This is a genomic window from Rhodococcus sp. NPDC055024 (assembly GCF_053608585.1).
The window spans coordinates 37,529-61,029 of record NZ_JBSGVT010000001.1; the positions used below are offsets into that span (position 1 = coordinate 37,529).

General features: G+C 61.4%; 22 protein-coding genes and 1 pseudogene. 9 read left to right on the forward strand and 14 right to left on the reverse strand.

Annotated features, from left to right (window positions below):
* Positions 1 to 247: 247 nt before the first annotated feature.
* Genes ACWF6P_RS00180 through ACWF6P_RS00195 form a run of 4 tightly spaced genes read right to left on the reverse strand, consistent with a single transcriptional unit; the run spans position 248 to position 4,596 of the window.
* A complete protein-coding gene (locus tag ACWF6P_RS00180; RefSeq protein ID WP_452619530.1) occupies positions 248 to 895 on the reverse strand; it encodes a hypothetical protein in 648 nt (215 codons plus the stop codon).
* Complete coding sequence (locus ACWF6P_RS00185) at positions 879 to 2,594, reverse strand: GMC oxidoreductase (protein WP_452619531.1); 1,716 nt, start codon at positions 2,592 to 2,594, stop codon at positions 879 to 881. The genes ACWF6P_RS00180 and ACWF6P_RS00185 overlap by 17 nt, the downstream gene beginning before the upstream one ends.
* The gene (locus ACWF6P_RS00190) at positions 2,591 to 4,075 is read right to left on the reverse strand and encodes a flavin-containing monooxygenase (protein ID WP_452619532.1); all 1,485 of its coding nucleotides are present in this window, start codon (positions 4,073 to 4,075) and stop codon (positions 2,591 to 2,593) included. The genes ACWF6P_RS00185 and ACWF6P_RS00190 overlap by 4 nt, the downstream gene beginning before the upstream one ends.
* The gene (locus tag ACWF6P_RS00195; protein WP_452620420.1) at positions 4,072 to 4,596 is read right to left on the reverse strand and encodes a TetR/AcrR family transcriptional regulator; all 525 of its coding nucleotides are present in this window, start codon (positions 4,594 to 4,596) and stop codon (positions 4,072 to 4,074) included. The genes ACWF6P_RS00190 and ACWF6P_RS00195 overlap by 4 nt, the downstream gene beginning before the upstream one ends.
* Positions 4,597 to 4,788: 192 nt before the next feature.
* Between ACWF6P_RS00195 and ACWF6P_RS00200 the strand changes: the two genes are divergently transcribed.
* The 5 genes from ACWF6P_RS00200 to ACWF6P_RS00220 all read left to right on the forward strand — a co-directional run bounded on the left by ACWF6P_RS00200 (position 4,789) and on the right by ACWF6P_RS00220 (position 8,570).
* Positions 4,789 to 5,493, forward strand: coding sequence for a response regulator transcription factor (locus ACWF6P_RS00200; RefSeq protein ID WP_452619533.1), 705 nt, complete (start codon positions 4,789 to 4,791; stop codon positions 5,491 to 5,493).
* A gap of 168 nt (positions 5,494 to 5,661) precedes the next feature.
* Positions 5,662 to 5,928 carry a response regulator transcription factor gene (locus ACWF6P_RS00205; RefSeq protein ID WP_452619534.1) on the forward strand — a complete coding sequence of 89 codons (267 nt, stop codon included), beginning with the start codon at positions 5,662 to 5,664 and terminating at the stop codon, positions 5,926 to 5,928.
* A gap of 152 nt (positions 5,929 to 6,080) precedes the next feature.
* Positions 6,081 to 7,124 (forward strand): sensor histidine kinase, encoded by a 1,044-nt coding sequence (locus ACWF6P_RS00210; RefSeq protein WP_452619535.1) that lies wholly within the window; start codon positions 6,081 to 6,083, stop codon positions 7,122 to 7,124.
* Complete coding sequence (locus tag ACWF6P_RS00215) at positions 7,121 to 8,152, forward strand: hypothetical protein (protein WP_378537028.1); 1,032 nt, start codon at positions 7,121 to 7,123, stop codon at positions 8,150 to 8,152. The genes ACWF6P_RS00210 and ACWF6P_RS00215 overlap by 4 nt, the downstream gene beginning before the upstream one ends.
* A 112-nt stretch (positions 8,153 to 8,264) precedes the next feature.
* Positions 8,265 to 8,570: a hypothetical protein gene (locus tag ACWF6P_RS00220; RefSeq protein ID WP_452619536.1), complete on the forward strand. Its 306-nt coding sequence runs from the start codon at positions 8,265 to 8,267 to the stop codon at positions 8,568 to 8,570.
* Between the two features lie 6 nt (positions 8,571 to 8,576).
* On the opposite strand, the gene ACWF6P_RS00225 is transcribed toward ACWF6P_RS00220, so the two are convergent.
* The 4 genes from ACWF6P_RS00225 to ACWF6P_RS00240 are packed head-to-tail and all read right to left on the reverse strand — an operon-like array spanning position 8,577 to position 13,415.
* Complete coding sequence (locus ACWF6P_RS00225; RefSeq protein WP_452619537.1) at positions 8,577 to 9,488, reverse strand: hydroxymethylglutaryl-CoA lyase; 912 nt, start codon at positions 9,486 to 9,488, stop codon at positions 8,577 to 8,579.
* A 1-nt stretch (position 9,489) separates the two neighbouring features.
* The gene (locus ACWF6P_RS00230) at positions 9,490 to 10,704 is read right to left on the reverse strand and encodes a CaiB/BaiF CoA transferase family protein (protein WP_452619538.1); all 1,215 of its coding nucleotides are present in this window, start codon (positions 10,702 to 10,704) and stop codon (positions 9,490 to 9,492) included.
* Between the two features lie 36 nt (positions 10,705 to 10,740).
* Positions 10,741 to 12,507 (reverse strand): multicopper oxidase family protein, encoded by a 1,767-nt coding sequence (locus ACWF6P_RS00235; RefSeq protein ID WP_452619539.1) that lies wholly within the window; start codon positions 12,505 to 12,507, stop codon positions 10,741 to 10,743.
* 56 nt (positions 12,508 to 12,563) lie between these two features.
* Positions 12,564 to 13,415, reverse strand: coding sequence for an alpha/beta fold hydrolase (locus ACWF6P_RS00240; protein WP_452619540.1), 852 nt, complete (start codon positions 13,413 to 13,415; stop codon positions 12,564 to 12,566).
* Positions 13,416 to 13,482: 67 nt separating this feature from the next.
* Here ACWF6P_RS00240 and ACWF6P_RS00245 point away from each other — a divergent pair, with 67 nt between their 5' ends.
* Both ACWF6P_RS00245 and ACWF6P_RS00250 read left to right on the forward strand, forming a co-directional pair.
* Positions 13,483 to 14,259, forward strand: coding sequence for a TetR/AcrR family transcriptional regulator (locus ACWF6P_RS00245; RefSeq protein WP_452619541.1), 777 nt, complete (start codon positions 13,483 to 13,485; stop codon positions 14,257 to 14,259).
* Between the two features lie 48 nt (positions 14,260 to 14,307).
* Entirely contained in the window at positions 14,308 to 15,606 is a 1,299-nt protein-coding gene (locus ACWF6P_RS00250) for a DUF222 domain-containing protein (protein ID WP_452619542.1), read from the forward strand.
* Between the two features lie 89 nt (positions 15,607 to 15,695).
* Here ACWF6P_RS00250 and ACWF6P_RS00255 read toward each other — a convergent pair whose 3' ends face one another.
* Both ACWF6P_RS00255 and ACWF6P_RS00260 read right to left on the reverse strand, forming a co-directional pair.
* Complete coding sequence (locus tag ACWF6P_RS00255) at positions 15,696 to 16,628, reverse strand: oxygenase MpaB family protein (protein ID WP_452619543.1); 933 nt, start codon at positions 16,626 to 16,628, stop codon at positions 15,696 to 15,698.
* Positions 16,621 to 18,418 (reverse strand): annotated as a pseudogene (locus ACWF6P_RS00260) (acyl-CoA dehydrogenase). Before ACWF6P_RS00260 ends, ACWF6P_RS00255 begins: the two are co-directional and overlap by 8 nt.
* A 138-nt stretch (positions 18,419 to 18,556) precedes the next feature.
* Between ACWF6P_RS00260 and ACWF6P_RS00265 the strand changes: the two are divergent.
* Together ACWF6P_RS00265 and ACWF6P_RS00270 are read left to right on the forward strand one after the other, a co-directional pair.
* Complete coding sequence (locus tag ACWF6P_RS00265) at positions 18,557 to 19,198, forward strand: TetR/AcrR family transcriptional regulator (protein ID WP_378445687.1); 642 nt, start codon at positions 18,557 to 18,559, stop codon at positions 19,196 to 19,198.
* A gap of 43 nt (positions 19,199 to 19,241) precedes the next feature.
* Positions 19,242 to 19,583 carry an Imm51 family immunity protein gene (locus ACWF6P_RS00270; protein WP_138871542.1) on the forward strand — a complete coding sequence of 114 codons (342 nt, stop codon included), beginning with the start codon at positions 19,242 to 19,244 and terminating at the stop codon, positions 19,581 to 19,583.
* Positions 19,584 to 19,645: 62 nt separating this feature from the next.
* Here ACWF6P_RS00270 and ACWF6P_RS00275 read toward each other — a convergent pair whose 3' ends face one another.
* Genes ACWF6P_RS00275 through ACWF6P_RS00290 form a run of 4 tightly spaced genes read right to left on the reverse strand, consistent with a single transcriptional unit; the run spans position 19,646 to position 23,320 of the window.
* Entirely contained in the window at positions 19,646 to 20,680 is a 1,035-nt protein-coding gene (locus ACWF6P_RS00275; protein WP_283306612.1) for an aspartate-semialdehyde dehydrogenase, read from the reverse strand.
* 6 nt (positions 20,681 to 20,686) lie between these two features.
* A complete protein-coding gene (locus tag ACWF6P_RS00280; protein WP_003943494.1) occupies positions 20,687 to 21,952 on the reverse strand; it encodes an aspartate kinase in 1,266 nt (421 codons plus the stop codon).
* A 49-nt stretch (positions 21,953 to 22,001) separates the two neighbouring features.
* Positions 22,002 to 22,955 carry a hypothetical protein gene (locus tag ACWF6P_RS00285; protein WP_452619544.1) on the reverse strand — a complete coding sequence of 318 codons (954 nt, stop codon included), beginning with the start codon at positions 22,953 to 22,955 and terminating at the stop codon, positions 22,002 to 22,004.
* Entirely contained in the window at positions 22,955 to 23,320 is a 366-nt protein-coding gene (locus ACWF6P_RS00290) for a hypothetical protein (RefSeq protein WP_452619545.1), read from the reverse strand. Before ACWF6P_RS00290 ends, ACWF6P_RS00285 begins: the two co-directional genes overlap by 1 nt.
* Between the last annotated feature and the right edge of the window lie 181 nt (positions 23,321 to 23,501).

The following is a 23,501-nucleotide window of genomic DNA, read 5'->3' on the forward strand; positions in this document are numbered from 1 at the left end:
TAAACTGCACGCGAAGCAAGACGAGGTTGAGTTGGCGATCCCCGGGAACAAATCCGGGCAGACCACCGTTGAACACCCTGTCGGCGTCCGAACAAGCCCCGGGCCCCACCCCTTTGTCGCTGCGAGCGACCACCCGCCGAGAGGCGCCTGTGGGACGTCGACACCTAACTTTCACACCACACGACCAAGGCCGCCCCGTCACTGACAGGGGCGGCCTTGGTCGCTTTTCCGCGGGTCAAACCAACTACTACCTGTGCTTGGCTGCTCCCGTAGTCATTTTTCCGCCCAGAATCACGACACCGTGATGGGTGCCCGCCGCCAACCAGTCCGGCAGAGTCGGCCCCTCTGCCTCGACGCTCACGCGCGCGTAGCGGAACGATCCCGTCAGCCTTGCCGACGCGATCGCCAGACCTCCACCGGACTCCGGCTGCGCAAATCCCAACGCCCCGGCAATCGGCAGACGCGGCCCGAGCATCCGCGTATCCGAACGCACCCGCCATCCGTCGCCGGTTGCAGTGAATTTCTTCTGCACGTCTCCCTCGAACTCGGCCAGAACCTTGGGTAGTCGCCAGTGGACTCGCCCACCGTGCACCGACGGTTCCGAATCCACCGCGATGAAAGGGACCGCCATCCGCGGCATCGGCCCGATCCGTTTTCCGGGCGCATGCAAGACGGGGCTGGCGAGGATCTCGCGATACGGACCGACCGGAGAATCGAGGTAGTCCACCATCATGGCCACCGTCATCGGAATCGTTCGACCATCCGGGCCGAGCTCGCGTGCCGCCGACTTACTGCGGTGCCACCACAGTGTCGCGTGAACGCGAGCCGGCCACGGTGGCGTATCACTCACCGGCCAGTCGACGCGGTCACTTGTCGATTCAGGCACGCTCCACATCGGACACCTTCTCAGCTCGAATGGTCAGGGGAAGCCGCAAAGCGCCTGGTGCATGCGTCGGCACCACCGGATCGGACGGCAAAGTCGGATCGATACGTACGTATGGCTCGCCGGCCTCCGGGCGGGCGTCCGCCCCACCTTTGTTCGGCCACATCGCGCACGCTCGTTCCGCCTGCGCCGTGATGGTCAGGGAAGGATTCACTCCGAGATTCGCGCTCACCACCGAACCGTCCATGACATGCAGTCCCTCGTGACCGTATGCACGCAGATACGGGTCCACGACGCCACTGGACGCGTCGTCACCGATCGCGCAGCCGCCCAGAAAGTGCGCCGTCATCGGGATGTTCACGATCTCGGCGATGGAACCGCCCGGATCGCCGTCGATCTTCGCGGCCACCTTACGAATAGCTTTATGGCCCTGCGGAATCCACTGAGGAGGCGGATCACCCGGCCCCGGCCTGCTGGTGAGTGAACGTCCGAATCGTTTGGTGTTCTTGGAGAGTTCGAGGGAGTTGTCGTCGGTCTGCATCACCAGCGCGATGACGGTTCGCTCGGACCAGTTCCGCACCGACAACGATCGCAAGAACGCCCCTGGGTGCCGGGCCGCGACAGCCAGGGTCTTCAGCACCCGGGGAGTTCGCCCACCCCCGTCGCTCAGGACGGTCTGCAGAAGCCCTATTGCATTGCTGCCCTTGCCGTATCGCACCGGTTCGATGTGAGTGTGATCGTCGGGGTGAAATGACGATGTGATCGCGACACCCTGCGTAAAGTTCTGTCGACGCGACTTCGACGTTGCGGCCAGTACGGCTTCGGAATTGGTACGTACGACGGCGCCCAGAGTGTCCGACAGGCCCGGCAAGGCACCGGATTCCTTCATACCGAGCAGCAGTCTCGCCGTTCCGTACGTTCCGGCGGCAACCACCACCTGGTCGGCGGTGAACCGAACTTCTCGGCGGCGGACGCCATCCGTTCGCCTCGCCAGCAGGTGGTACCCACCGCTTGCCGCCGGCCACAGGTCGGTGACGGTCGTGAGCGGATGCACTCTGGCGCCCGCTTGCTCGGCAAGATGGAGGTAGTTCTTGACCAGCGTGTTCTTCGCCCCGACGCGGCACCCGGTCATGCATCCCCCACATTCGGTGCAGCCGGTGCGCTCGGGTCCCTTCCCGCCGAAGAACGGGTCCGGCACGGAAACTCCTGCCTCCCCGAAGAAAACACCGACGGGTGTGGACGTGAAGGTCTCCCCCACACCCATTTCTTCCGCTACCTCCTTCATCACCGCATCGGCGGGAGTGAAGGACGGATTGGTGCGAACACCCAACATCCGCTTGGCCTGGTCGTAGTACGGCGCCAGCTCGTCGTGCCAGTCCGTGATGTGCGCCCACTGACGGTCTTCGAAGAACCGCTTGGGTGGCTGATACAACGTGTTGGCGTAGTTCAACGATCCTCCGCCCACTCCGGATCCCGCCATCACCAGCACATCCGGAAGCAGATGGATTCGCTGCACGCCGTAGCACCCAATCCACGGCGCCCACAGATACTTTCGCAGTCGCCAACTGGTTTCGGGTAGCTCGTCGTCGGAAAACCGTCGACCGGCTTCAAGCACCCCGACGCGGTAACCCTTCTCCGTCAGGCGAAGAGCGGCGACACTGCCACCGAATCCCGATCCGACCACCACCACGTCGTAGTGCGTCGTGGTCATGCCTCTACGCTCTCGATCTTGCGAGCCGAGTAGTTCTCACGATCGAAATGCTCAAGCAGCGACCGGAATTTGAAAGTGAATGTCGGCCACTGCACCGAGTTGCGTCCCTCCGGATCGATGTACCAACTCGAGCATCCGCCCTTGTTCCACACGGTGTGCTGCAACTCGTGCTGAATTCCCTTGTTGTAGTGCACCTGCACCGACTCGTTGACATCGAGAGCGTCCAGTCGCTCACGCTTCATAGTGTTCAACGCATCGTTGACGTACTCGGCCTGGGACTCGAGCATGTACACGATCGAACTGTGACCGAGGTTGGTGTTCGGACCGTACATGAGGAACAGATTCGGGAACCCGCTCACCGCAGTGCCTTTGTACGCATTGGGGCTTCCGTTCCAATGCGCGGCAAGCGTCTCTCCACGCTTTCCTGTGATCAGATGCGCTACAGGAGGTTCCGTCGGCGTGAACCCCGTGGCGAAGATGATGGTGTCGACCTTGTGCTCGGCGCCGCTTCCGTCGACCACTCCATTTTCGGTGACCGAGACGAGCCCACTGTCGACCAGGCTCACGTCCGCGCGGTCGAGTGTGCGCAACCAGTCGTTGGACAGAAGCATGCGCTTGCAACCGATCGTGAAATCGGGAGTCAGTTTCCGGCGCAACTCCGGATCTTTCACCTGTCTGCGCAGATGGACGCGCGCGGCCGCCTCGAAGGCAGGCAGCACCCACGTCGCGTGCGACATCGCGGCACCGAGTAGCTCACGGAAGCCGTAAACCCATCCTCGAACCACCTTCTGCGTAGCGGGAATCCGCGAGTACACGGCCTTCTGTGCGGCGGGTAGGGTGCGATCCATTCGCGGGATCACCCAGGCCGGAGTTCTCTGGAACACGGTGACGTGCGCCGCCGGATCGGCAATTTCGGGAACGAACTGAACCGCCGACGCTCCCGTTCCGATCACGGCTACGCGCTCACCACGCAGTTCGTGTTCGTGGTTCCACGTCGCCGAATGGAAAGTGGTACCGGAGAATTGGTCGAGACCGGGAAAGTCCGGAATCTTGGGTGTCGACAACGCCCCTGTTGCGGCGACCAACGTCTTGGCCGTCAAGGACCCTCGAGATGTCCGGACACGCCACAACGCCGCATCCTCGTCCCACACTGCAGCCTCGAGTTCGCAGTTCAGGACTACGCGATCCCCGATGCCGGTGTCTGCAGCCACCTTCTTCAGGTAGGCGTAAATCTCGGGCTGACGAGCGAACGTGTGACTCCAATCTGCGCTCGGCGCAAACGAATACGAGTACAACGCCGTCGGCACGTCACAGGCACAACCGGGGTAGGTGTTATCTCGCCAGGTGCCACCGATATCAGCTCCACGCTCGATCAACACGACGTCCGCTGCTCGGTTGTCGCGAAGCATTCTGGCCGCCAAGCCCATACCCGCGAATCCGGCACCGACGATCAACGTTTCGACATGTTCGGGAAGCTTCACTTCTTCTCCACTCGGGATTGCCAGGCCGGCAACAGTCGCGCTCTGAGCGCGTCGTCGGCTTCGGATGTACGGAAAAGGGCTGAGACGGCAAGCCCACGAACGAGTTCGATGGTGAGTTCGACCGACTCGGAATCGAACCGATCACCGAACAACTCCGCGCTACCGAACTCGAGCGCCTCACTCACCTTGCGTTCGAGGGGCACCGTCGCCGCATGCAGAACGGGATCGGTTCGCGCCGCGACCCACAATTCGAGGGCGGCATAGAACAGCGGCCCGGAAAACGCGTCCGACAGGACCTCGAGGCCTCGACCGCGATCCACTTCAGCGGTGAGGATTTCTTCCAGTCGCTTGTCGACCAGATACTCGACGGCCGCAACGACCAGCGATTCCTTTGTCGGAAAATGATGCAGTTGCGTACCCCGCGAAACGCCTGCGCGGCGGGCGATCTCTTGCGTACTGGTCCGTGCGTAGCCCAGTTCGACCAGCGAGTCGACGGCGGCGTCGAGCAGGCGCCCACGCATCGCGGCAGTTCGTTCGGCCTGCGTACGGCTTACTTTCGCGTCAGAAGTGGTCTCGGTCACAAGACAACTGTAGAGCCGAAACGCAAAACAGTCCAGGCTGACTTCAAAACTTAGCCAGCCGATAACGCCATCCAGACCAACCGGTCAGCTTCCCTGATAACGTCTTCGCATCGAGAGGAGGGGATCGTTCGTATGTCAGAGCAAACTGCATTTCCACATCGCCGCGTAGGGCTGGTCGAAGACCACGAGTCGGTTGCTATCGGCTTGTCCGTGATGCTGAAGGACGAACCAGATCTCGAGTTGGTGTGCATCGCGACCACCGTGTCCGAGCTGCTCGCTCAGAAGGTCGCCTTGGATCTGGCAATTCTCGACCTCCGGCTGGCTGACGGGTCATCACCCAAGAGCAACGTCGAGCAACTGCGGGCAGCCGGGCTCGAGACATTGATCTTCACCGGAGCAGAGAACCCGTTTCTCGTTCGCTCGGCCGCCCGTGCCGGTGTGCTGGGTGTTGTACGCAAATCCGAGCCGACTGCCGTCGTGGTTGATGCGATACGTTCCGCCGCGTCGGGAGGGCAGGTGGTGACGACGGAGTGGGCCGCCGCCATTGACGGGGATCCAGGTCTAGGTGAGGTGGGTCTGAGTCCTCGACAACTCGAGGTACTCGAACTTTACGCATCCGGAGAGAAGGCGGATCGCGTTGCGCGGCTCACCGGATTGTCGCCGCAAACGGTCAACGACTACCTCCAGCGCATCAGGCAGAAATATGCGGCCGCCGGACGGCCGGCCCCCACAAAGACTGATCTGTACAAACGCGCGGTCGAGGACGGGGTGTTGCCGATTCCGGAACGGACGAATTTCGGGAGCAATCTGACATTGACAAACAATGACCTTCAGTAATGAAGCTGTTTCGCTGACAATTACTTTCGCTAAGGCTGCCCCTGGAAATATGGGCATAGGAATTGATGTCTGGGACAAAGGGTCAACTTCGACTTACATTTCTCCTGGTAAGAAGACGGCGCTGTCGGGGAGTCTGTCATTCCGCTATTCGAAAGAAAGACGAAACTCATGAGCGTCACTGTGGAAAACTGCACGGCACAAGAACCTGTCGGACCACACCTTTCGGAGCGCGAAGTCGAGGTTCTCAGGGCGTGGCTACTCAGTGATTCGAAGTCACGCGTCGCTCAAAACCTCTACATAAGCGTGGGAACAGTGGGAACCCACCTGTCCCGCATTCGCGAGAAGTATGCCTACGTTGGAAGGAACGCACCGACGAAATGCGAACTACTCGTGCGAGCGATACAAGATCAGATAGTCACGATCGACGAACTCTGACCCGAGCCACCGACAGCGAACCCGCTACCGCTTCTGACAATATTCTGAGGCTCTTCGGCCGTTTCATCGGCGCCGGCTATGTCTGTTATCTGATATTGCTTGCCCCTGCCATTTCAGACGCCACTGCTCTGTCCGAGTCATGGTGGACGCCCGTGGCTGTGGTCGCGACTTTCGGTAGTGGGTTGGCACTGGGAGCATCGACGTTTCACGCGGACACAAAGTGGGTGAAACGAGCCGCGAGTACCAATGCGCTTCTCTACATTGTGGTCATCTTGCTGTGGTGGCCCGCCTGGAATGGTGAGCACGTCACGGATTTCACCTTGTGGATTACCAATTTCCCCGGTGTAGCCAGCCTTGCCGCAGCTGCCGCTTGGCGGCCGGCCGCTGCCGTCGTGCACCTATTCGTGGCGGCAACACTCGCGCAATTGACCAATCACATAATCCGCACCAGTCCCACCACACACCTGCTTGTTCCCGACCTCGCCTTCGCCTGGACATTTTGCGCGGTATTCGTCGCAGCGGCAGTCATGGCCTTGCGCACCGGCCGAGTACTGGATGCAACCATCGCCACCACTCATGCCGCCGCGGCCGGCGCCGCCGCGGCCGAGGCCAAGTCCGTCGAGCGCGAAAGATTCGACGCACTCATCCACGACACCGTGATGTCCACCCTGCTCGCTGCTTCGAGAAACGATGCCGATCCCTCGGTCGTCGCTCAGGCGCGAAGAACGGTGGCGAGCCTGGACGAACTCCGCTCCGGAACCGACCACGAGACGATCTTCGACTTCGACGGAATTCTCGCTCAGTTACGTTCAGCCGCTTCGGAAGTAGACGAAGGTATCGCCTTCGACCACGCCATCTCCGGTGGAGCTGATCCGAGCGGATATGCACCCGATTCGATTCGAGCGATGGCCGGCGCGATGGCCGAGGCGCTGCGCAACAGCGTCAAGCACGCCGGAAGCAGTGCACGACGGTCGGTCACGGTCACGGCAACCGCGACGGGCCTCGAGGTAGTCGTCGCGGACGACGGCGTCGGCTTCGATCCGAGCTCCGTCGAGACACATCGACTCGGAATCACTGTCAGCATTCGCGGGAGAATGCGTCAACTCGACGGCGGATCGGCAGTCGTTCGATCGTCTCCCGGTCGCGGCACTTCTGTGACGCTCACCTTGAGCGCGCCCGCAACGGTGATGACGTGACCAGACCAGACGGGCGAGATATTCGCGATCTCCTCGGCATGCACAGCCGTGCCGCTCGATTCATGGCTGCATGCTTCGCCCTCACCTGCGTGATCTCGGTCGCCTACACGTCCTCCGACGTCCGAGCCGTCTGGCCGATGGTTCTGGCAATTGTCGTGTGCTCGACTGCGGCATTCACACTCGTTCTGAGCAAGGGCGACCCGATGCCGCTGGGGCAGAGCATTCTGGTGTCTTTGACCGGCGCCGTCACGAGTGGCTTGGTGTTGTCGGTAGTTCCAGTCCCCGTCAACGACATGACTCAACTGTGGATGTTCGGGATGTCGACGGCTGTCTTCACCTTCATGTGCGTTCGTGGGCGTACTGCTTTCGCATGGATTGGGCTTGGGCTCATGGTGTCGGTAACCGCCATCTGGTCCTCCACTACCGGCCAGGGGGCCATGTACGGAGTCTCGTTGACGGTTATCAACGCGGGTCCTGTTCTGATGGCGACCTTCTTCGCGTACACCATCCGCCCCCAGGCCAGGGTGATCTACGAACTCAGGGAGCAGTCCACCCGACGAATTGCCTCCGCATCCGCTAACGCTGCGATTCTCGAGGAACGCGACGCGCAACTCGACAGGCTCGATCTCCTTGCACGCCCGCTTCTCGAACGGATCGGTTCCGGGGTTCCGCTGACATCCGCCGAGCGACAAGAATGCGAACTCCTCGAGGCACAACTCCGAGATTCACTGAGGGCACCTGCCTTACAAGAGACAGATGTCGTCGAAGCGGTGTACTCGGCGCGGAGCCGTGGCGTTGAGGTGGTACTGCTCGACGACCACGGAATGGATGACGCGAACCCCGCTGTGCGCGACCGAATCCACTCGAGCATCGTCCGGGAACTCACCGCGATCACGCGAGGCAAAGTGACTATTCGGATCCTTCCACCACGGCGCACCGCCATGGCCACGATGCTGGTCGACACCGAAGACGTTCGACGAATCGAGTTCGATCACAACGGAATGCAACTGATACGGCAGAAGGGTTAGCGGAGCTCGGCACCGCATCCGTGTCCGTCGATCCGACTACAGACAGCACCGTCGATCCCTAATAGCTTTCGAGGAGAATGAGATTCACCGGGTCGATCACCAGGAGAAAAGAATGATCTTCGAACTGCGTCCAGCACATATCGCTCGCGCCCTCGCCGCGCTGTGCGCACTTCCGATTCTGTGGACCTTCGCAGTCGAGGGAATCACCACGACAACGGAATACGACTACAGCACAGGCGAAGCGTCCTCGTCGAGCGACCTGGGCTCCCAGATCGGAAGTGTCGCGATCTGGATCGTCCTAGCGCTCATTTTTGCCGCCGGTGCATGGTATCTGGAGAAGCAGCGCATCGGTTGGCCGCCGGCGGCACACGAACAGTTGGTCAAACTGCAGCTCGCGTCACCCAGCCGAGACGGGTAAGGCGCCCTATCGCTTCCGATCGCCCGCGCGGAGGAGATTACTGGGAACTGCATGGCCCACAATCTCTTCCGCAACGGCAGCGGCACGAATGCTCGCGTCCAGGTCGATACCTGTCGCAATGCCCATGTCTTCGAGCATGTAGACCAGTTCCTCGGTCGCAATATTGCCACTGGCACCTGGAGCGAACGGACAACCGCCCAGACCGCCGGTGGACGCGTCCAGGTTTCGAACACCGTGCTGCACAGCCGCCAACGCGCAGGCAAGACCAGCCCCGCGAGTGTTGTGGAAGTGCACACCCAAGCCGAAGTCGCCCACTCTTTCGCCCACAGCGTCGATCAACCGTCCGACACGCCCCGGCGTGGCAGTGCCGATGGTGTCCGCGATCGAGAACTGATCAGCGCCGAACTCTTTGGCCTGCTCCGCAATCCGCAGAACACGATCCGGATCGGTGGGACCGTCGAACGGGCAGTCCCAGGCTGTGGCCACGATGACCTCTACCCGCCCACCGACGTCGTGGACGATCTGGACGACCTCTCCGATACGTTCGGTTGCTTGCTCGGTGGTCGACCGGGTGTTGGCTTCGCTGTGTCCATTCGATGCCGACACAACGTATTCGACGGTTTTCGTTCCTGCGGCGACGGCCCGTTTCGCTCCTCCGATTCCGGCGACCAATGCCGAGAACTCGATGCCCGGCCACTGGTGCAGTTCTGCGGCCAATAACTCCGCGTCCGCCAATGCCGGCACAGCGCGCGGTGAGACGAACGACGTCGCCTCGATGCGCGAAACACCCGTCGCAGCCAGAGCTTCGACAAGTCGAAGTTTCTCCGCCAGCGACACCGGGTCTTCGATCTGCAACCCGTCCCGTGGCCCGACTTCACGAATACTGACTGCTGGAATACCCGCGTCAGGGACCGACATGTCAGATCACGCCCTTCGTTTTCAGTTCTGCCTGCTCGTCGTCCGAGAGTCCGAGGAGCCCGCCCCAGACCGAGGAGTTGTCGTGACCCGGCGCCGACGCTCCCGCGTTGCGCACGGATCCAGGGGTCTCACTGAAGGTAGGCACGACACCCAAGCCAAGGACGTTTTCCCCGATCCGCTCGTCGTAGTGGTCGACAAGCATTCCCCGTGCGATCAACTGAGGATCCTTGACGACGTCTTCAACCGTATTGATCGGTCCGGCAACAACTCCCACCTCGGTCAGCCGTTCCACCAGCGTCGCGGGATCCTGTGCCACAACCCATTCGGCGATCAGTTCGTCGAGTTCATCCTGGTGCTTTCCCCGCGCAACGTGATCCGCGAAACGCTTGTCCTGAGCAAGTTCCGGTGAACCCATGATGCTGCACAGCCGAGCGAACAACGTGTCCTGATTGGCCGCGATCACCACCCAGTTTCCTTCAGAGGTCTGATAGATGTTGGACGGCGCGATACCCTCCAACCTCGTTCCCGAGGGCTGTCGGATGATGCCGCCGCGGTCGTAATCCGGAATCGTGGATTCCTGCACCGCCAGACAGGATTCCGTGAGAGCAACGTCGACGACCTGACCGCGGCCGGTCCGCTCTCGCGAGAGCAACGCCGCCAACACTCCCTGAACGGCGAACATCCCGCCGAGGGAATCTCCGAGCGAAAGGGCAATACGCGGAGGTGCCTGCCCTGGATAACCGTTCAGATGCCGAAATCCGCTGACTGCCTCAGCCACCGAGGCGTAGCCGGCACTCTTCGCCTGCGGTCCGCTCTGCCCGTACCCGGATACCCTGGCCAACACCAACTTCGGGTTGCGTGCGCTGAGCACGTCGAATCCCAGACCCCACTTTTCGAGGGTGCCCGGCCGGAAGTTCTCGACCACCACGTCCGCATGTTCGACCAGATTCAAAAACAGGTCTCGCCCCGCGTCGACGCGAAGATCCAACGTCACACACCGCTTGTTGCGGGCGTGAACCGTCCAGAAGAATCGATGACCGTCCTGCTCAGCCTGACCCCAGGTACGAAGCGGGTCTGGGCGGTCCGGCGATTCGATCTTGATCACGTCGGCTCCCATGTCGCCGAGCAATTTCCCGGCGAAGGGCCCGGCGATCAAGGTTCCGAGTTCAATCACCCGATATCCGTCCAGGGGCCCCGTGGGCGCACCTTCCGACACAGCTGCCTCCTCTGGGAACTTTTCTCCCTTTGAAGGCTACGTCACCACCCGATATCGCAACATCATGTCGTGGTCTTCGTGATCGAGCATGTGGCAGTGCCAGACGTACCCCTGCAGGTCCTCCATGCCGGCCTCACCGTGTGCCGAGTGATCCGCCATGGAACCTCTCGCGAATGTTGCATCCGGATCGAAGCCCAGCTCGTCCGCCGTCGGAAAGCGAACGATCACGCGGGTAATCGAGTTGGCATCCACGATGACAGTGTCTTTCTCCCCCGTTTCCCACACTTCGGGAGGCCGCAGCGGGGAGGTCACGAACTCCTCGGCCGACGGCGTCCACCGGACCCCCAGGTCAGGTACCGGATACCGCTGCATCAGCGCTGCAGTGTCGATGTTCTGGCGTCCCACAACGCGGAACGCCACCAGATGCAGATGAATCGGATGCGGTTCCGTGGTGACGTTGATCAGATTCCATTGTTCGACGGTCCCCTGGCGCGGTAGTTCGATATCCGAATCGGTGAACCGCAAATTGTTGAGCGACATGGTGATCGAGGGATAATCCGAGGGACGCGACAGCTGCATGATCGTAAGATTTCGCACCACATCCGGGGACGCAGGCTCGGCGGCAACGGAATTCAACTTCTGGGGGATCGTGCCGGTGAACCCTGCTGCACTGCCCACGTCGAACCGGCAGAAGACCGGCATCACCTGCGTGCCGCGTTGAGCCACCGCAAGAGGTACCGGTTCGTCGTTGCGCAATTCCACCGTCGTACCCGGCTCGAGCATGCTGAAGTCGACCAGCAAATCAGCGCGTTCACCTGGACTCAACCGGACGTGATCCGTCGGCGCAGGAGCGGCCAGTAACCCACCCTCGGACCCGATCACCCAGAACCGCATACGATTTGCGAAGTGCAGATTCCACACCGAATAGGTTGCGGCATTGAGCAGTCGCAATCGATACAGTCCGCGAGCCACCTCCACTTTCGGCCATACGACGCCGTTCACCACGCCCACGTCACCGGGAGTCGCCGGATCCCATGAACCTTGCGGAGTGAGCCACGTGGAACGGACACTCTGCTGACCGTCGGAGGTGAATACCTTGTCCTGCAGAATCATCGGAAGCTCGAACTCACCGGACGGCAAGCCGAGAGAGTTCCCGGCTGTGCCTGTATCAGCGTCGTCACGGAGAAAATACATCCCGACCAGCCCCGCGTAGACGTTGAGGCGAGTCATCCCCATGGCGTGATCGTGGTACCAGAGATTACCGGCCGCACGACCATTCGTGTATTCGTGGACCAAACCTTCGCCCGGCCGTTGAATCAACTCCGGATGTCCGTCGAACTGTGGTGCAGTAACTCCTCCATGCAGGTGAAGCGAGGTGGGGACCTGCGTGCGGTCGAGGTCGCTCACACCGTGCAGACCCGGATCGACATCGGCGGCAAGCGGATACGCAGCAATGTCATTGGCGTATCGCACTGTCACGAGCTGATCGACGTGCGCCTCGATGGTGGGGCCCAGATAGTCCAACCCGCCGTATCCCAGCGACGGCGACGACGGTAGGTCCGGATGGAACCGGTGCATCGACGACGCCGCGCGAAGTTCCAGATTGCCACCCGAAATGCCCGGCAGGACAGGAAGGGGCTCCCGGAACGGTTCCAGCCGGGGTGACGGAAGTTGGAACGGGCGCAGTGGATCGACATCAGGAGGTCGAGCCGTCGCAGATCCGGCGGACAATGCACTCAGTCCAGCGAGCAGGCCAAGCCCTTGAACAAACGATCGGCGACGGATCTTGTGTGACTCGTCCACTCACGGCCCCCTCACGCTGATGGCATCCGGAGCGGGTTACCCGTGTGCTCACGCGGTCAAACACCGACTGCATTCTCCAACCAGGGTTTGAGAATTGGCAGAACATTAGCCGGTTGCATTGCCCGCGTGTGATTGAGACCGTCGAGCACCTCGACATGCCACCCTGCCAACCGAGTCGCGTCGACGTCGAGATCGCCAGGCGCGACTCGTACTCCACCCCACCGGTCACCGTATTCGATGACGTCTTCCGCCCCGACGAAACACATTCGCGGACAACGGATGCGCTCTTGAGCCTTCCGGTCGTCGAAATCACTCAGCGCGCGGTACAACGTCACGAACTGCCGGGTCTGCGCTTCGGTCAATGCAATGTCGATGGAGTTCCAATCGAAGTCGTCCGGTGATGCCGGCTGTGACGCAGTGGGTTGCGATGTGCGCCGGGGCGGTTCGCTCGCCATGCGGTGTGTAGCTTCGGTTACCTGGAGCATCGCTCTGTAGGGCCCATTCAGTGGCGGGAAACCACCCATGGCCAGGGCAGCCAGACGATCAGTGCGCAGCACCAACTGCAATCCACACACAGCCAGCCAGGAGTATCCGTAATAGGCGAACTGGTCAATCCCGGCCGAATCTGCCACGGACAGAAAGTCCGACGCGATGTTGACGGGAGTGAGCGTGTCCGGGGCGGGCGATGCCATCCGGTGACCTTCGTAATCGAAGGCAACCACCGTGAATTTCGATGCCAGTTCTTCCATGATCGTTCGGCCCAGCGAAGGGTCGACGCCCCAGGCGCGCAATTCTTCCGCATTGCTTCCGGTTGCCGGAACCGGGTTCACGGGCATCAAAAGGGCCGGGCCATGCCCGAGGATCTCGACGTCGATAGTTGTCCCGTCGTGAAGTCTTGCTTCCGCCATATTGACTCCTCGAAATATTTACACTGTAAAGTAATTAAGAATAGCGCGACACAACGAAAGCGGCAAGATGTGCAAACAGACAGGCCAACGCGATATCGCACGCACGATTTCGCTTCTGTGGCGTCAACCCATAGCGACTTCCGGACGCCGAGGACCGAAGCCTGCACTGTCCACGGCCACGGTCGTTGACGCCGCAATCGAGGTTGCCGACGCCAACCCCACGACCCCACTCTCGATGCGCATGATCGGCGACCACCTCGGTCGCACAGCGATGTCGCTGTACACCTACATACCGGGAAAGGACGAGTTACTGGACCTGATGTACGACCGGGTCCATGCCGAGTTACCGACGATCGAAGTCATCAACGACTGGCGTATCGCATTGTCTGCCTGGGCGGCCGAACTCTTCGCACTACACACGCGCCATCCGTGGACATTGGACGTCTCGTTGGCGCGCCCTGTCCTGGGTCCGCACGAGCAAGCGGGACTCGAATCGCTTCTGTCCATCCTCTACTCCACAGGTCTCGATGCACCGACCATCCGCAGATCGGTGAGCATGCTTTTCCATTTCATCCGGGGGTCCGCCCGGACTCTTGTGGACATCCGGAGAGCGTCGACCATCGGCGATTCCGAATCTCATTGGTGGGCAGAGTCTTCTGCTGCACTCGCCGACGCTGCACCGGACTTCGCGGACCACTTCCCGCACACAATGCAGTTGGGTAGGGAGGCCCCACCAACACCGGGCGGCGACTTCTATCTCGAACGAGAAGCTGAGGAGTCATTTACTCAGGGACTCCAGATCCTCCTCGACGGGATCGAATCGGGGATTCGAAAACACTCTTGACTCGAACGCATGTTCGAGTATTGTTGGGGGTGGGGATCGGGGGATTCAATGAGTGTCTTGTCGTCGGACGTGGTGTCTGGTTCTGCGGTGGGGTTACGCGGACGCCTGTGGCGGTTGTCTGCTGCCGAGTTGCGTGAGGCTGCGGTGTCGTCGAGTGCGGAGATTCTGCGCTTGGAAGCGGTGCGGGTGGCGGTAGTCGACGAACTGTCGATGCGTCCGGATGATCAGGTGATTGCCAGCCGTGGAGTTGGGCCGTGGTTGGCGGCGAACACGATGCTGCAGGTCCGGGACGGGAAGAAGATCGCCGCCCTGGGCGCCGCGCTGCGCCCGTTTCCGGCGGTGGCGGCAGGCTTCGATGATGGGGATTGCTCGTTCGATCACGCCGTCTTGATCGTGACGTTCTGCGAGTCCCCGCCGAAGGGGATGCCGGAGGAAGCGCTACCGAAGTGCATCGACCTGCTGCTCGCTGCTGCGTCGGGGGTGGAAGCGACAACAACGAAGGTGCGGCACGTCATCGCAACCTTGGAGCGGGTGTTCGAGTCCGATGAGATTCCGCCCGCCGAAGATATCGACCGGAACGAGCTCCGGATCGCCTCGACACTCAATGGCCGGGTGGTGGTGCGCGGTGATTTCGACGCTCTTACCGGTGAAATGTTGTTGTCGGCGTTGTCGAATCTGACGATGCCGACCCCGGCACCCGATGGAACTCCTGACTCTCGGTCGGCGGCGAAGCGGACCGCGGACGGGTTCACCGAACTGATCCGCCGCTACCTCGACTGCGCCAAGACCGGCACCGATGGTGGGCAACGTCCGCATGTGAACGTGCACATCAACGCCCGCGACCTTGCCGAGCACCGGGACTGCGCCGCCGCGCCCTCGAATGGTGAAGAGTCCCCGTCGGATCTTGATGTCGGGCACATGCCATGGCTCGGGCCACTCTCGGTCTCACAGACCAGACTCCTCGGGTGCGACTGCTTCCTGTCCACCGTCCTACTCGACGATCACGGCGCACCGTTGGACGCGAAACCCGGAAAACGGTTGGTCACTGCCGAACAGCGCGTCGCGCTGATTGCCCGAGACAAAGGCTGCGCGTTCCCCGGCTGCACATGCGTACCGGCGTGGACCGACGCACACCATATCCGGCACTGGGCCAACGGCGGTCCGACAGTGATGAACAACCTTGTCCTACTGTGCCGTTCACATCACCGGCTGATGCACCGGAAATCCGGATTCGTCGGCAAATGGGAAATCCGGATCGGTGTCGACAACAAACCGTGGTTCATTCCGCCGCCGTCGATCGACCCGCAGCGGCACCCGCGTCCGGCGAACACCACCTTCAAAACCTGAGGTAGTACCCCTCAGACACAACAGAACATGGCCGAGCACCGCATCGAAGGGATCCTTCGATGCGGTGCCAACAGGCCGTGGCGAACCCGTCAGACTGCCTGCGGAACCTTGGCGGCTCGCGGGAATCGCTCCCGAATCTCTGCTGGGGTGACAACCCTCGGGTCGAGGGGTTGCTCGTCACGCAAGTGGCGCTCCAACACCTTGCCCGTCATCGGCGCAATGACTTTCAGCGCCGTGGTCATGTTCTTCGGTGAACTGCCCACCCGGACTGCAGTTCGCACCGCGGGCGCAATTGCCCTGTCCAACAACGCGGGCTGATCGAACCCACCCATCGTTCGCATCCAGCCGGGCAAAGTCGCGATAGTGGCCGGTGCGACCAATCGGCTGAATGTCGCGAACTTCGTCTTCCCCTGCGCTCTCGGAGTTCTCAACAAGTAGTGCATCGCCCGGTTGGCACGCTCGGAGGTACACAATCTGGGCCTGACTTCTGCGAAGTACTCACGTACCTCGTCTCGGGAGCGTGGAACGTCGGAGGTCTTGCATGTCTGTAGTTCGGCAGCGATCACACATTCTTCCCAGTACCGCTGCTCTTCGACGGCGGAGAGTGGTCCCGGCCCGTACATCTCGTAGCACTTGAGCACCGAATGCCAACCGGTCACGTGGATCCACAGTTGTGACGCCGGATTGTTTGCACTGTAACGAGTTCCGGTGATCGGTTCGATGCCCGTGGCCTGAGAGTGAACCGTCATGAGATGGTCGGACAAGGCCAGTGCCGTCCGCCCGTCGGCAGTGGCGACGGTCAGGAAGTAGGCCAAGGTTCGGTCGAGTCGGCCGGCCGGATCGCTGTAGATCCCGCTCATGTCTGCCACTGCGGCAGCAAGGAAGGGGTCGAAGTGCTCGAGCACCACTGAGCGCTGGAAACCGATCAATGCTGTCGGAGCCGCCCATATTTTCCAGCTGGGTGATCCTGGGCCGAAGAAGCCGTAATCCTCACGCGGTCGATTCATCGCCAGTTCAGACATTTCGATTCTCCCTGTTCGTTTCGCCAGCACCGTTCATTTCGTATGCACCAGACAGAGCCACAACCTGCTGCCAGACGTACTCGAATCGCTCGGTTGCAAACGCGGGGCGCCGAATGGATGCGAGAGCCAACCGTTGCTGATCTTCACTGGCGCTGGGCTTGCCGTACAACTCCACTGCCGCAGCACTGAAGTCGCGAACCAAAACATCGAAAACCTGATCCAGGACCCCGCCGTCGCGCTGCCCCTCGTCCAATCCCAAGATCTCGGCTTGTTCGAGGATCAGCTGGCCGTAGACGACGAGGGTGAAGAGTTCGGTGATCGCCAAGCCGAAGTCCAAGTCGACCTGTTGCGCCGCATCCGGTGCAGCTTCGGCCAGAAGGGTCACGAGTGCTTCTGCCTGCTCGACGAACAGCGCGACGTTGGGAACATCCGCGAACTTCGCGTACACCGCTCGCCAGTCATCGAATCGAACCTTCGACAGCCCCCGTGTCGGGCCCTGACGGAACAGGAACTCGTCGTCTGCGGCGTCATTGCGCGTCGAAATCGCCGGAAATGACTCGGGGGCAAAGAGGTACGCCGGCATGAATTTGGCGATAAGGGCAAGATTGACGGCGACGGTCCCTTCGAGCTTGGGCAACCCGTCGACATCCATCTTGGCCACCGCGAGGTAGCTGTCTTTCTCGAAACCCTTTGCCGCAGCGATGTCGGAGAGCAGTCCGATCACTTTCTGCGCTTCGGTTGTCACCTTCATCTTGGTGACGGGGTTGAACAAGAGATAGCGGCGGTCTTCGGGCGATGCAGTACGGAAATAATCCACCGCTCGATCCGAGAAAAGCCTCATTGCCAGCAGGCGCGCGTACGCGTCTACGAATTCACGTCGCACGTGAGGGAAGGCGGTGACTGGATTGCTGAACAGAATTCGATTGTGCGCGTGGGTGATCGTCTCGTACAACGCATGTGTCGACATACCGATTCCACCGAAGCACAGGTTGAACTTTCCGATGTTCACCGTGTTGAGTGCGGCACTGAATGCTGCCTCACCGGTATGCAGAATATCTTCTGCCGCAACGGGATAGTCGGCGAGCGAGAACTCCGCTACGTACATCTGCGCCGGAACGATGTTCTTCACCACGGTGAATGCCGGATGGTCCGAGTCCGCATAGAAGAAGACGTACTGATCGGCACCCTCCACTCCGTCGACGCGACCGAAGACGGAAACAGTGTTGGCACAGTTGCCATTTCCGATGTAGTACTTCGAACCGCTGGCCAGGTAGCCACCACTGCCGTTCGGCGTCAAGACCATGTCGGTGGAATAGACGTCGGCGCCGTGCTCTTTCTCGGACAATCCGAATGCCGCAACACCTCCGGAACTCAACGCGGAAGCTGCTCGCGCCCTTGCTGTCTCGTTGGCGCTCTGCCACACCGGCCCGAGACCGAGAATGGTCACCTGCCACGGGTACCAGTAGTTGAGTCCGTAGAAGCCGAGGATCTCGGACAGCGCGGCGATACGACTGGTATCCCAGCGCTTGTCGGAGTCGCCGCCGCTGTCGCGGGCGGGCGTCAGAAATGTGACGGGACCGGACCGCGTTCGCCGCGAAATCGAGGAAATCGGAGTAGAAGGTCTTGTCGTGATAGTCGGCCAGGAGCCGACTCTTTCCACGCGCTTCGAACCAGTCGACGGTCGCGCCCAGCAGTCTCCGCGTGGTCGCGTCGAACTCCGGCCGATCGTAAGTGGAGGGATGGAGCAACAGATCATTCGGCGCTGTCATAGCGGTTGTTCTCCTCGAGATCTCGGCAGAGGCGCCTCACTGAGCGCCCCTTCGAATGCAACGCCACCGTAACAATTGCAGACGTCGAATACAACGGTTGCGTATGATTCATGGAGAAGTGGCTGGCAGATTAGGGTGGGAGCGGAGGTGAGGCACACGATGACCAGGTCACAGGCAGACACAACGGACACACCGCGTCGAAAGTACGCTCCGCGCATGGCGCCCGAGCAACGTCGCGAACAGCTCCTCGACGCAGCATTCGAGGTCACCGGCCGCGTTGGCCTGCACAACCTCAGCATGGAATCAGTCGCCGCCGAAGCCGGCGTCGGCAAGCCCGTCCTCTACACAATTTTTGACACGAGAACCGATCTCGTTGCCGCACTGCTGCGCCGCGAGCACGAGCGAGCCATCGCTCAGGTGCTCGAAACCATGCCGACAGATCTGAGCGAACTCGGCCCAGCCGCGTCGTACACCGGAACCGTTGGAGCCTTCGTCGACGCCGTACTCGCGAACCCGACGCGCTGGCGCCTGATTCTCACGTCTGTCGAGAACGCACCCAGTGAGTATCACGGTTTGTTGAAGCTCTCTCGTGGAGCTGTTTTCGCTCGCGCCGAAGAACTGGCCCGCGCCGGAATTGCCATCGAACCGAAACTCGAAGGACTGGATCCGGTTCTCCTCGCCCACACGATGATGTCGTTTGCCGAAATGCTCGGACGGTTGGCCGTCAGCGACCCCGAAAGCTATACCCGAGAACGACTTTCCAGCTTCGCTGTAGCTCTCGCCCAGTCGGTAGGTCGCTAGAAGACGACTGAAACCTGTCGGTCGGATCTGCTTCAATACTCACATGACATCACCATCGATCGAACCGCTGCAGCTTTTCGAAACGTCTCCGGGCAACTGGTCGCTGATGCTCACCGACCAGCATTTCGGCAAGGTGGCAGCGGTATTCGAGCAGGTAGAGGGTTTCGAAGGCTCCGGCTACGACTGGGCTTCGGTAGCCCACGCAGTGGTTGGCCGCGACGCACCGCATTTGGAAGGCCGGTTCGGCACCGATCCTGAGGCCGGCATGTTTGTTGCCTACGGCGGCGACAACGAAGCTCTCGGTGAACTCGGAGTGCTTCTCGCCAAAGCGTATTCGGATGCCGACTACCTCGGTGGCCTGGTCGCGATCTCCGAACTCGACTAGAACTCTCGACAAACGACAGTGACCCCGCACTGGAAAGCGCGGGGTCACTGACAAAAAGATGCTTAGCCGACCAACAGCTCGGCAATCTGAATCGTGTTGAGAGCGGCGCCCTTACGCAGGTTGTCACCCGAGACGAAGAGCGCGAGTCCGCGACCCTCCGGAACACCCTCGTCCTGACGGATGCGACCGACCAGCGACGCGTTGCCACCGGCAGCGGCCAGCGGCGTCGGAACCTCTACCAGCTCCACACCGGGAGCGTCGGCGAGGATTTCCTTCGCACGAGCGACCGAGAGCGGGTTCGCGAACTCTGCATTGATCGCGAGCGAGTGCCCGGTCACGACGGGAACGCGCACGCAGGTGCCCGAAACCAACAGATCGGGAAGTCCGAGGATCTTGCGGCTCTCGTTGCGGAGCTTCTGATCTTCGTCGGTCTCGCCGCTTCCGTCGTCGACCAGCGAACCTGCGAGAGGCAGGACGTTGAACGCGATGGGAGCGACGTAGTTGTTCGGGGCCGGGAAGTCGACAGCGCTGCCGTCGTGAACCAGCTTCTCGGCGTCGCCGACTACGGCGCGCACCTGGCCGAGGAGTTCCTCGACGCCGGCGATGCCGCTACCGGACACAGCCTGGTAGCTGGAGACGATCAGACGCTGCAGACCAGCTTCGTCATGCAGAACCTTCAGCACCGGCATCGCTGCCATGGTGGTGCAGTTGGGGTTCGCGATGATGCCCTTGACCAGGTTCTTGGTGTCCTGCGGGTTGACCTCGCTGACCACGAGGGGAACCTCGGGATCCTTGCGCCATGCCGAAGAGTTGTCGACAACCGTTGCTCCGGCAGCAGCGAAACGCGGAGCCTGGGCGCGCGAGAGCGTCGCACCAGCGGAGAAGAGGGCGATGTCGATGCCCTTCAGATCCTCGTCCGACGTGGCGGCCGCATCCTCGACGATGATCTCTTCGCCGCGGAAGGGAAGCTTCTTACCGGCGGAGCGTGCCGATGCGAAGAACCGCACCTTGTCCGCGGGGAAGTTCCGCTCTTCGAGCAAAGTGCGCATGACGATGCCGACCTGACCGGTCGCACCGACAACAGCGATAGTCGTCATGAGAAATTACCGTCCCGTTCCAGCGTGTACTACTGCTTCTTCTTCGCCACCGAGCCCGAAAGCGTCGTGGATGACACGTACAGCGTCGTCCAATTCGGTGTCCTTGACCAGCACTGAGATGCGAATCTCAGAGGTCGAGATGAGGTCGATGTTGATGTCAGCCTTGGCCAGCGCCTCGCAGAACGTGGCAGTGACGCCCGGGTGGCTCCGCATTCCGGCGCCGACCAGGGAAACCTTGCCGATGTGGTCGTCGAACAAGATCTGCGTGAAGCCGATGTCTTCCTGGCGCTTGGTCAGGATCTCGACGGCGCGAGGGCCGTCGGCGGTCGGCAGCGTGAAGGTGATGTCCGTCTTGTTGGTCTCCACCTTGGAGATGTTCTGCAGCACCATGTCGATGTTGATCTCGGCATCGGAGACTGCGCGGAACACCTTGGCAGCGTGTCCCGGTGTGTCCGGCAATCCGACAACGGTGATCTTGGCTTCGCCGCGATCGTGCGCGACTCCGGTGATCAGGGCCTCTTCCACAGGAATGTCCTCCATCGATCCGGACACGATTGTTCCGGGCTTGGTGGTGTATGACGAACGGACGTGCACTGGCACGTTGTAACGACGGGCGTACTCGACGCACCGGAGCATGAGCACCTTGGCGCCACATGCTGCGAGTTCGAGCATTTCCTCGAAGGAAACCGTCTCGAGGCGGTGAGCGTCGGGGACGATGCGCGGATCGGCGGAGAACACGCCGTCGACATCGGTGTAGATCTCGCAGACGTCAGCGTTGAGCGCAGCTGCCAACGCCACGGCAGTGGTGTCCGAGCCACCGCGTCCGAGCGTCGTGATGTCCTTGCTGTCCTGGCTGACGCCTTGGAATCCGGCGACCAGAACGATCGAGCCTTCGTCCAGCGCAGTGCGAACACGGCCGGGCGTGACGTCGATGATCTTGGCGTTTCCGTGGCTGCCGGTCGTGATGACTCCAGCTTGTGAGCCCGAGAACGAACGAGCTTCGGCGCCGAGGGAGTGAATTGCCATCGCTACCAAGGAGTTGGAGATGCGCTCACCCGAGGTCAGCAGCATGTCCATTTCACGGGCCGGCGGGGAAGGGCACACCTGCTGAGCCAGGTCGAGCAGCTCATCGGTGGTATCGCCCATCGCTGACACCACGACGACGACATCATTGCCGGCCTTCTTGGTCTCGACGATCCGTTCAGCGACTCGTCGGATGCGCTCGGCGGTTGCCACCGAGGATCCGCCGTACTTCTGGACGACGAGAGCCACGCGTTTCTACCTCCAGGTCGAAATTGTTTACAGATACCAGAGGTCGAGCTTACCGAGGTGGTCCTGGGACTTCCCGATGCGTACTGCTGTTCGCCTCAGATCCACGCGGGATCAGTTGTGAGATCCGCGCTCGCATCAACGTCGCAGAACGCGAGCCACCGGCAACGTAACCGACCACCGCGACGGCAACTCCGCAGGCGAGAAGCACGCGGATACTGCTGACCAGCGAAACTGCCAGCGCGTCGTACACCGCGACTGCCGCCTCAGATGACGGTATGTCTGAATTCTGTAAATAGACCCGACGCACGACGGCCAGCGCCACCAGCAGGGCGATCATCGCCACCGCGGTCGCCAGCCCGACCAGGGACAGCGCCCGCATTCGCCCCGGTGCAACTGCGACGGCCGCGATCGCACACGCCACCGACACCCACGGCAGCCAAGCCGCTGCTCGGTCGAGAGAGTTCGAGAGGTCCTGAGCCCGCACCAGCTCGTCGGATTGCAGGATCTCGAACTGCGGATCGAACGTCGGGAGACGATCGACGATGGTGAATCCGCGATCGCGGAGGTTCGTCCGCAGTTCTGTCATGACCGGTTCGAGGGACAAGGTGACTGTTCCGCTGTCGTCGGACCGAACGATGCCGTCGGTGGCTCGGCCGGTCACCATCGCGGCAAGTTGCGCGTGCGCCTGACGGTTGGCCGCGGTCCAGAGCGTCGCAAACTTCTCGCTCGAGACCAACGACTGAGCCGCCTCGCGAACGAGTCTCTCGGCCTGTCTCGTCACCACCTGCGGAAACCCGTCCAACCGCTGCGTCAATTCCTCGGTCAGCCGGTCAACGACGGCCGTTTGGACAGCAGGCTCGGAAGCCAATGGGGCAACCGTGTCGACATAACTGTCGGTGTCGTTCACCTGAGTGTGGACGAACAGTGCAACCACCGAGCCGGCAGAACCGAGACCGGCGAGAACGATCAGTAGTGAACAGACGATCCAGCGGATCGCGCGCATCACGTGTGCTTGGCGCGCGCCGGTCGGATCTTTGCGGTGATGCGGTGAATGCGGTAATCGTCAGCGGGTATCCGGAAAGTCTCGATAACCCGAACGGTCATCAGGTTGCGTCCGAACAACCCGGCGTCAAGGAGGTAGTCAGCCGTCAGGTCGTCCCCGTCGACCGTCCACTCCACCTCACGAATGTCGCGGATCACGCGATACTGAGGACCTCCGGAAAGGCTGCGCCGCAGATGATTCCCCGAAAATCCGGTCTTGAGCCCGACCTCGTGGCGTACCGCGTCCGGAGCCAGCGGTACGGAGCTGCCATCGTGACTGCGGAGCGCGTCGAGGTACGTGCTCGCCACGGCGATTCGGGGATCCATGGACGACAGTCCACCATTTTCGGTGCCGAAACGGCAGCACAATTCGGCGACAAATTGGACATGAGGGCGAACCCCACCGATTTCTCGCGAAATCCAGGAGTAGAGTGCTGTGCATGCAGCGCGCACTCCTTCTTGGTTGCCGCGACGGGGTCTGATCCAGACTGGCCTCCCGCCGCGGGGT

What these genes read in the sequence shown, in the direction of transcription:
- ACWF6P_RS00180 (WP_452619530.1), bottom strand. Translation starts at nt 895, where the DNA reads ATGTGGAGCGTGCCTGAATCGACAAGTGACCGCGTCGACTGGCCGGTG.
- ACWF6P_RS00185 (WP_452619531.1), bottom strand. Translation starts at nt 2,594, where the DNA reads ATGACCACGACGCACTACGACGTGGTGGTGGTCGGATCGGGATTCGGT.
- ACWF6P_RS00195 (WP_452620420.1), bottom strand. Translation starts at nt 4,596, where the DNA reads ATGCGTGGGCGCCTGCTCGACGCCGCCGTCGACTCGCTGGTCGAACTG.
- ACWF6P_RS00200 (WP_452619533.1), top strand. Translation starts at nt 4,789, where the DNA reads ATGTCAGAGCAAACTGCATTTCCACATCGCCGCGTAGGGCTGGTCGAA.
- ACWF6P_RS00205 (WP_452619534.1), top strand. Translation starts at nt 5,662, where the DNA reads ATGAGCGTCACTGTGGAAAACTGCACGGCACAAGAACCTGTCGGACCA.
- ACWF6P_RS00220 (WP_452619536.1), top strand. Translation starts at nt 8,265, where the DNA reads ATGATCTTCGAACTGCGTCCAGCACATATCGCTCGCGCCCTCGCCGCG.
- ACWF6P_RS00225 (WP_452619537.1), bottom strand. Translation starts at nt 9,488, where the DNA reads ATGTCGGTCCCTGACGCGGGTATTCCAGCAGTCAGTATTCGTGAAGTC.
- ACWF6P_RS00240 (WP_452619540.1), bottom strand. Translation starts at nt 13,415, where the DNA reads ATGGCGGAAGCAAGACTTCACGACGGGACAACTATCGACGTCGAGATC.
- ACWF6P_RS00245 (WP_452619541.1), top strand. Translation starts at nt 13,483, where the DNA reads ATGTGCAAACAGACAGGCCAACGCGATATCGCACGCACGATTTCGCTT.
- ACWF6P_RS00250 (WP_452619542.1), top strand. Translation starts at nt 14,308, where the DNA reads ATGAGTGTCTTGTCGTCGGACGTGGTGTCTGGTTCTGCGGTGGGGTTA.
- ACWF6P_RS00255 (WP_452619543.1), bottom strand. Translation starts at nt 16,628, where the DNA reads ATGTCTGAACTGGCGATGAATCGACCGCGTGAGGATTACGGCTTCTTC.
- ACWF6P_RS00265 (WP_378445687.1), top strand. Translation starts at nt 18,557, where the DNA reads ATGACCAGGTCACAGGCAGACACAACGGACACACCGCGTCGAAAGTAC.
- ACWF6P_RS00270 (WP_138871542.1), top strand. Translation starts at nt 19,242, where the DNA reads ATGACATCACCATCGATCGAACCGCTGCAGCTTTTCGAAACGTCTCCG.
- ACWF6P_RS00275 (WP_283306612.1), bottom strand. Translation starts at nt 20,680, where the DNA reads ATGACGACTATCGCTGTTGTCGGTGCGACCGGTCAGGTCGGCATCGTC.
- ACWF6P_RS00285 (WP_452619544.1), bottom strand. Translation starts at nt 22,955, where the DNA reads ATGCGCGCGATCCGCTGGATCGTCTGTTCACTACTGATCGTTCTCGCC.
- ACWF6P_RS00290 (WP_452619545.1), bottom strand. Translation starts at nt 23,320, where the DNA reads ATGGATCCCCGAATCGCCGTGGCGAGCACGTACCTCGACGCGCTCCGC.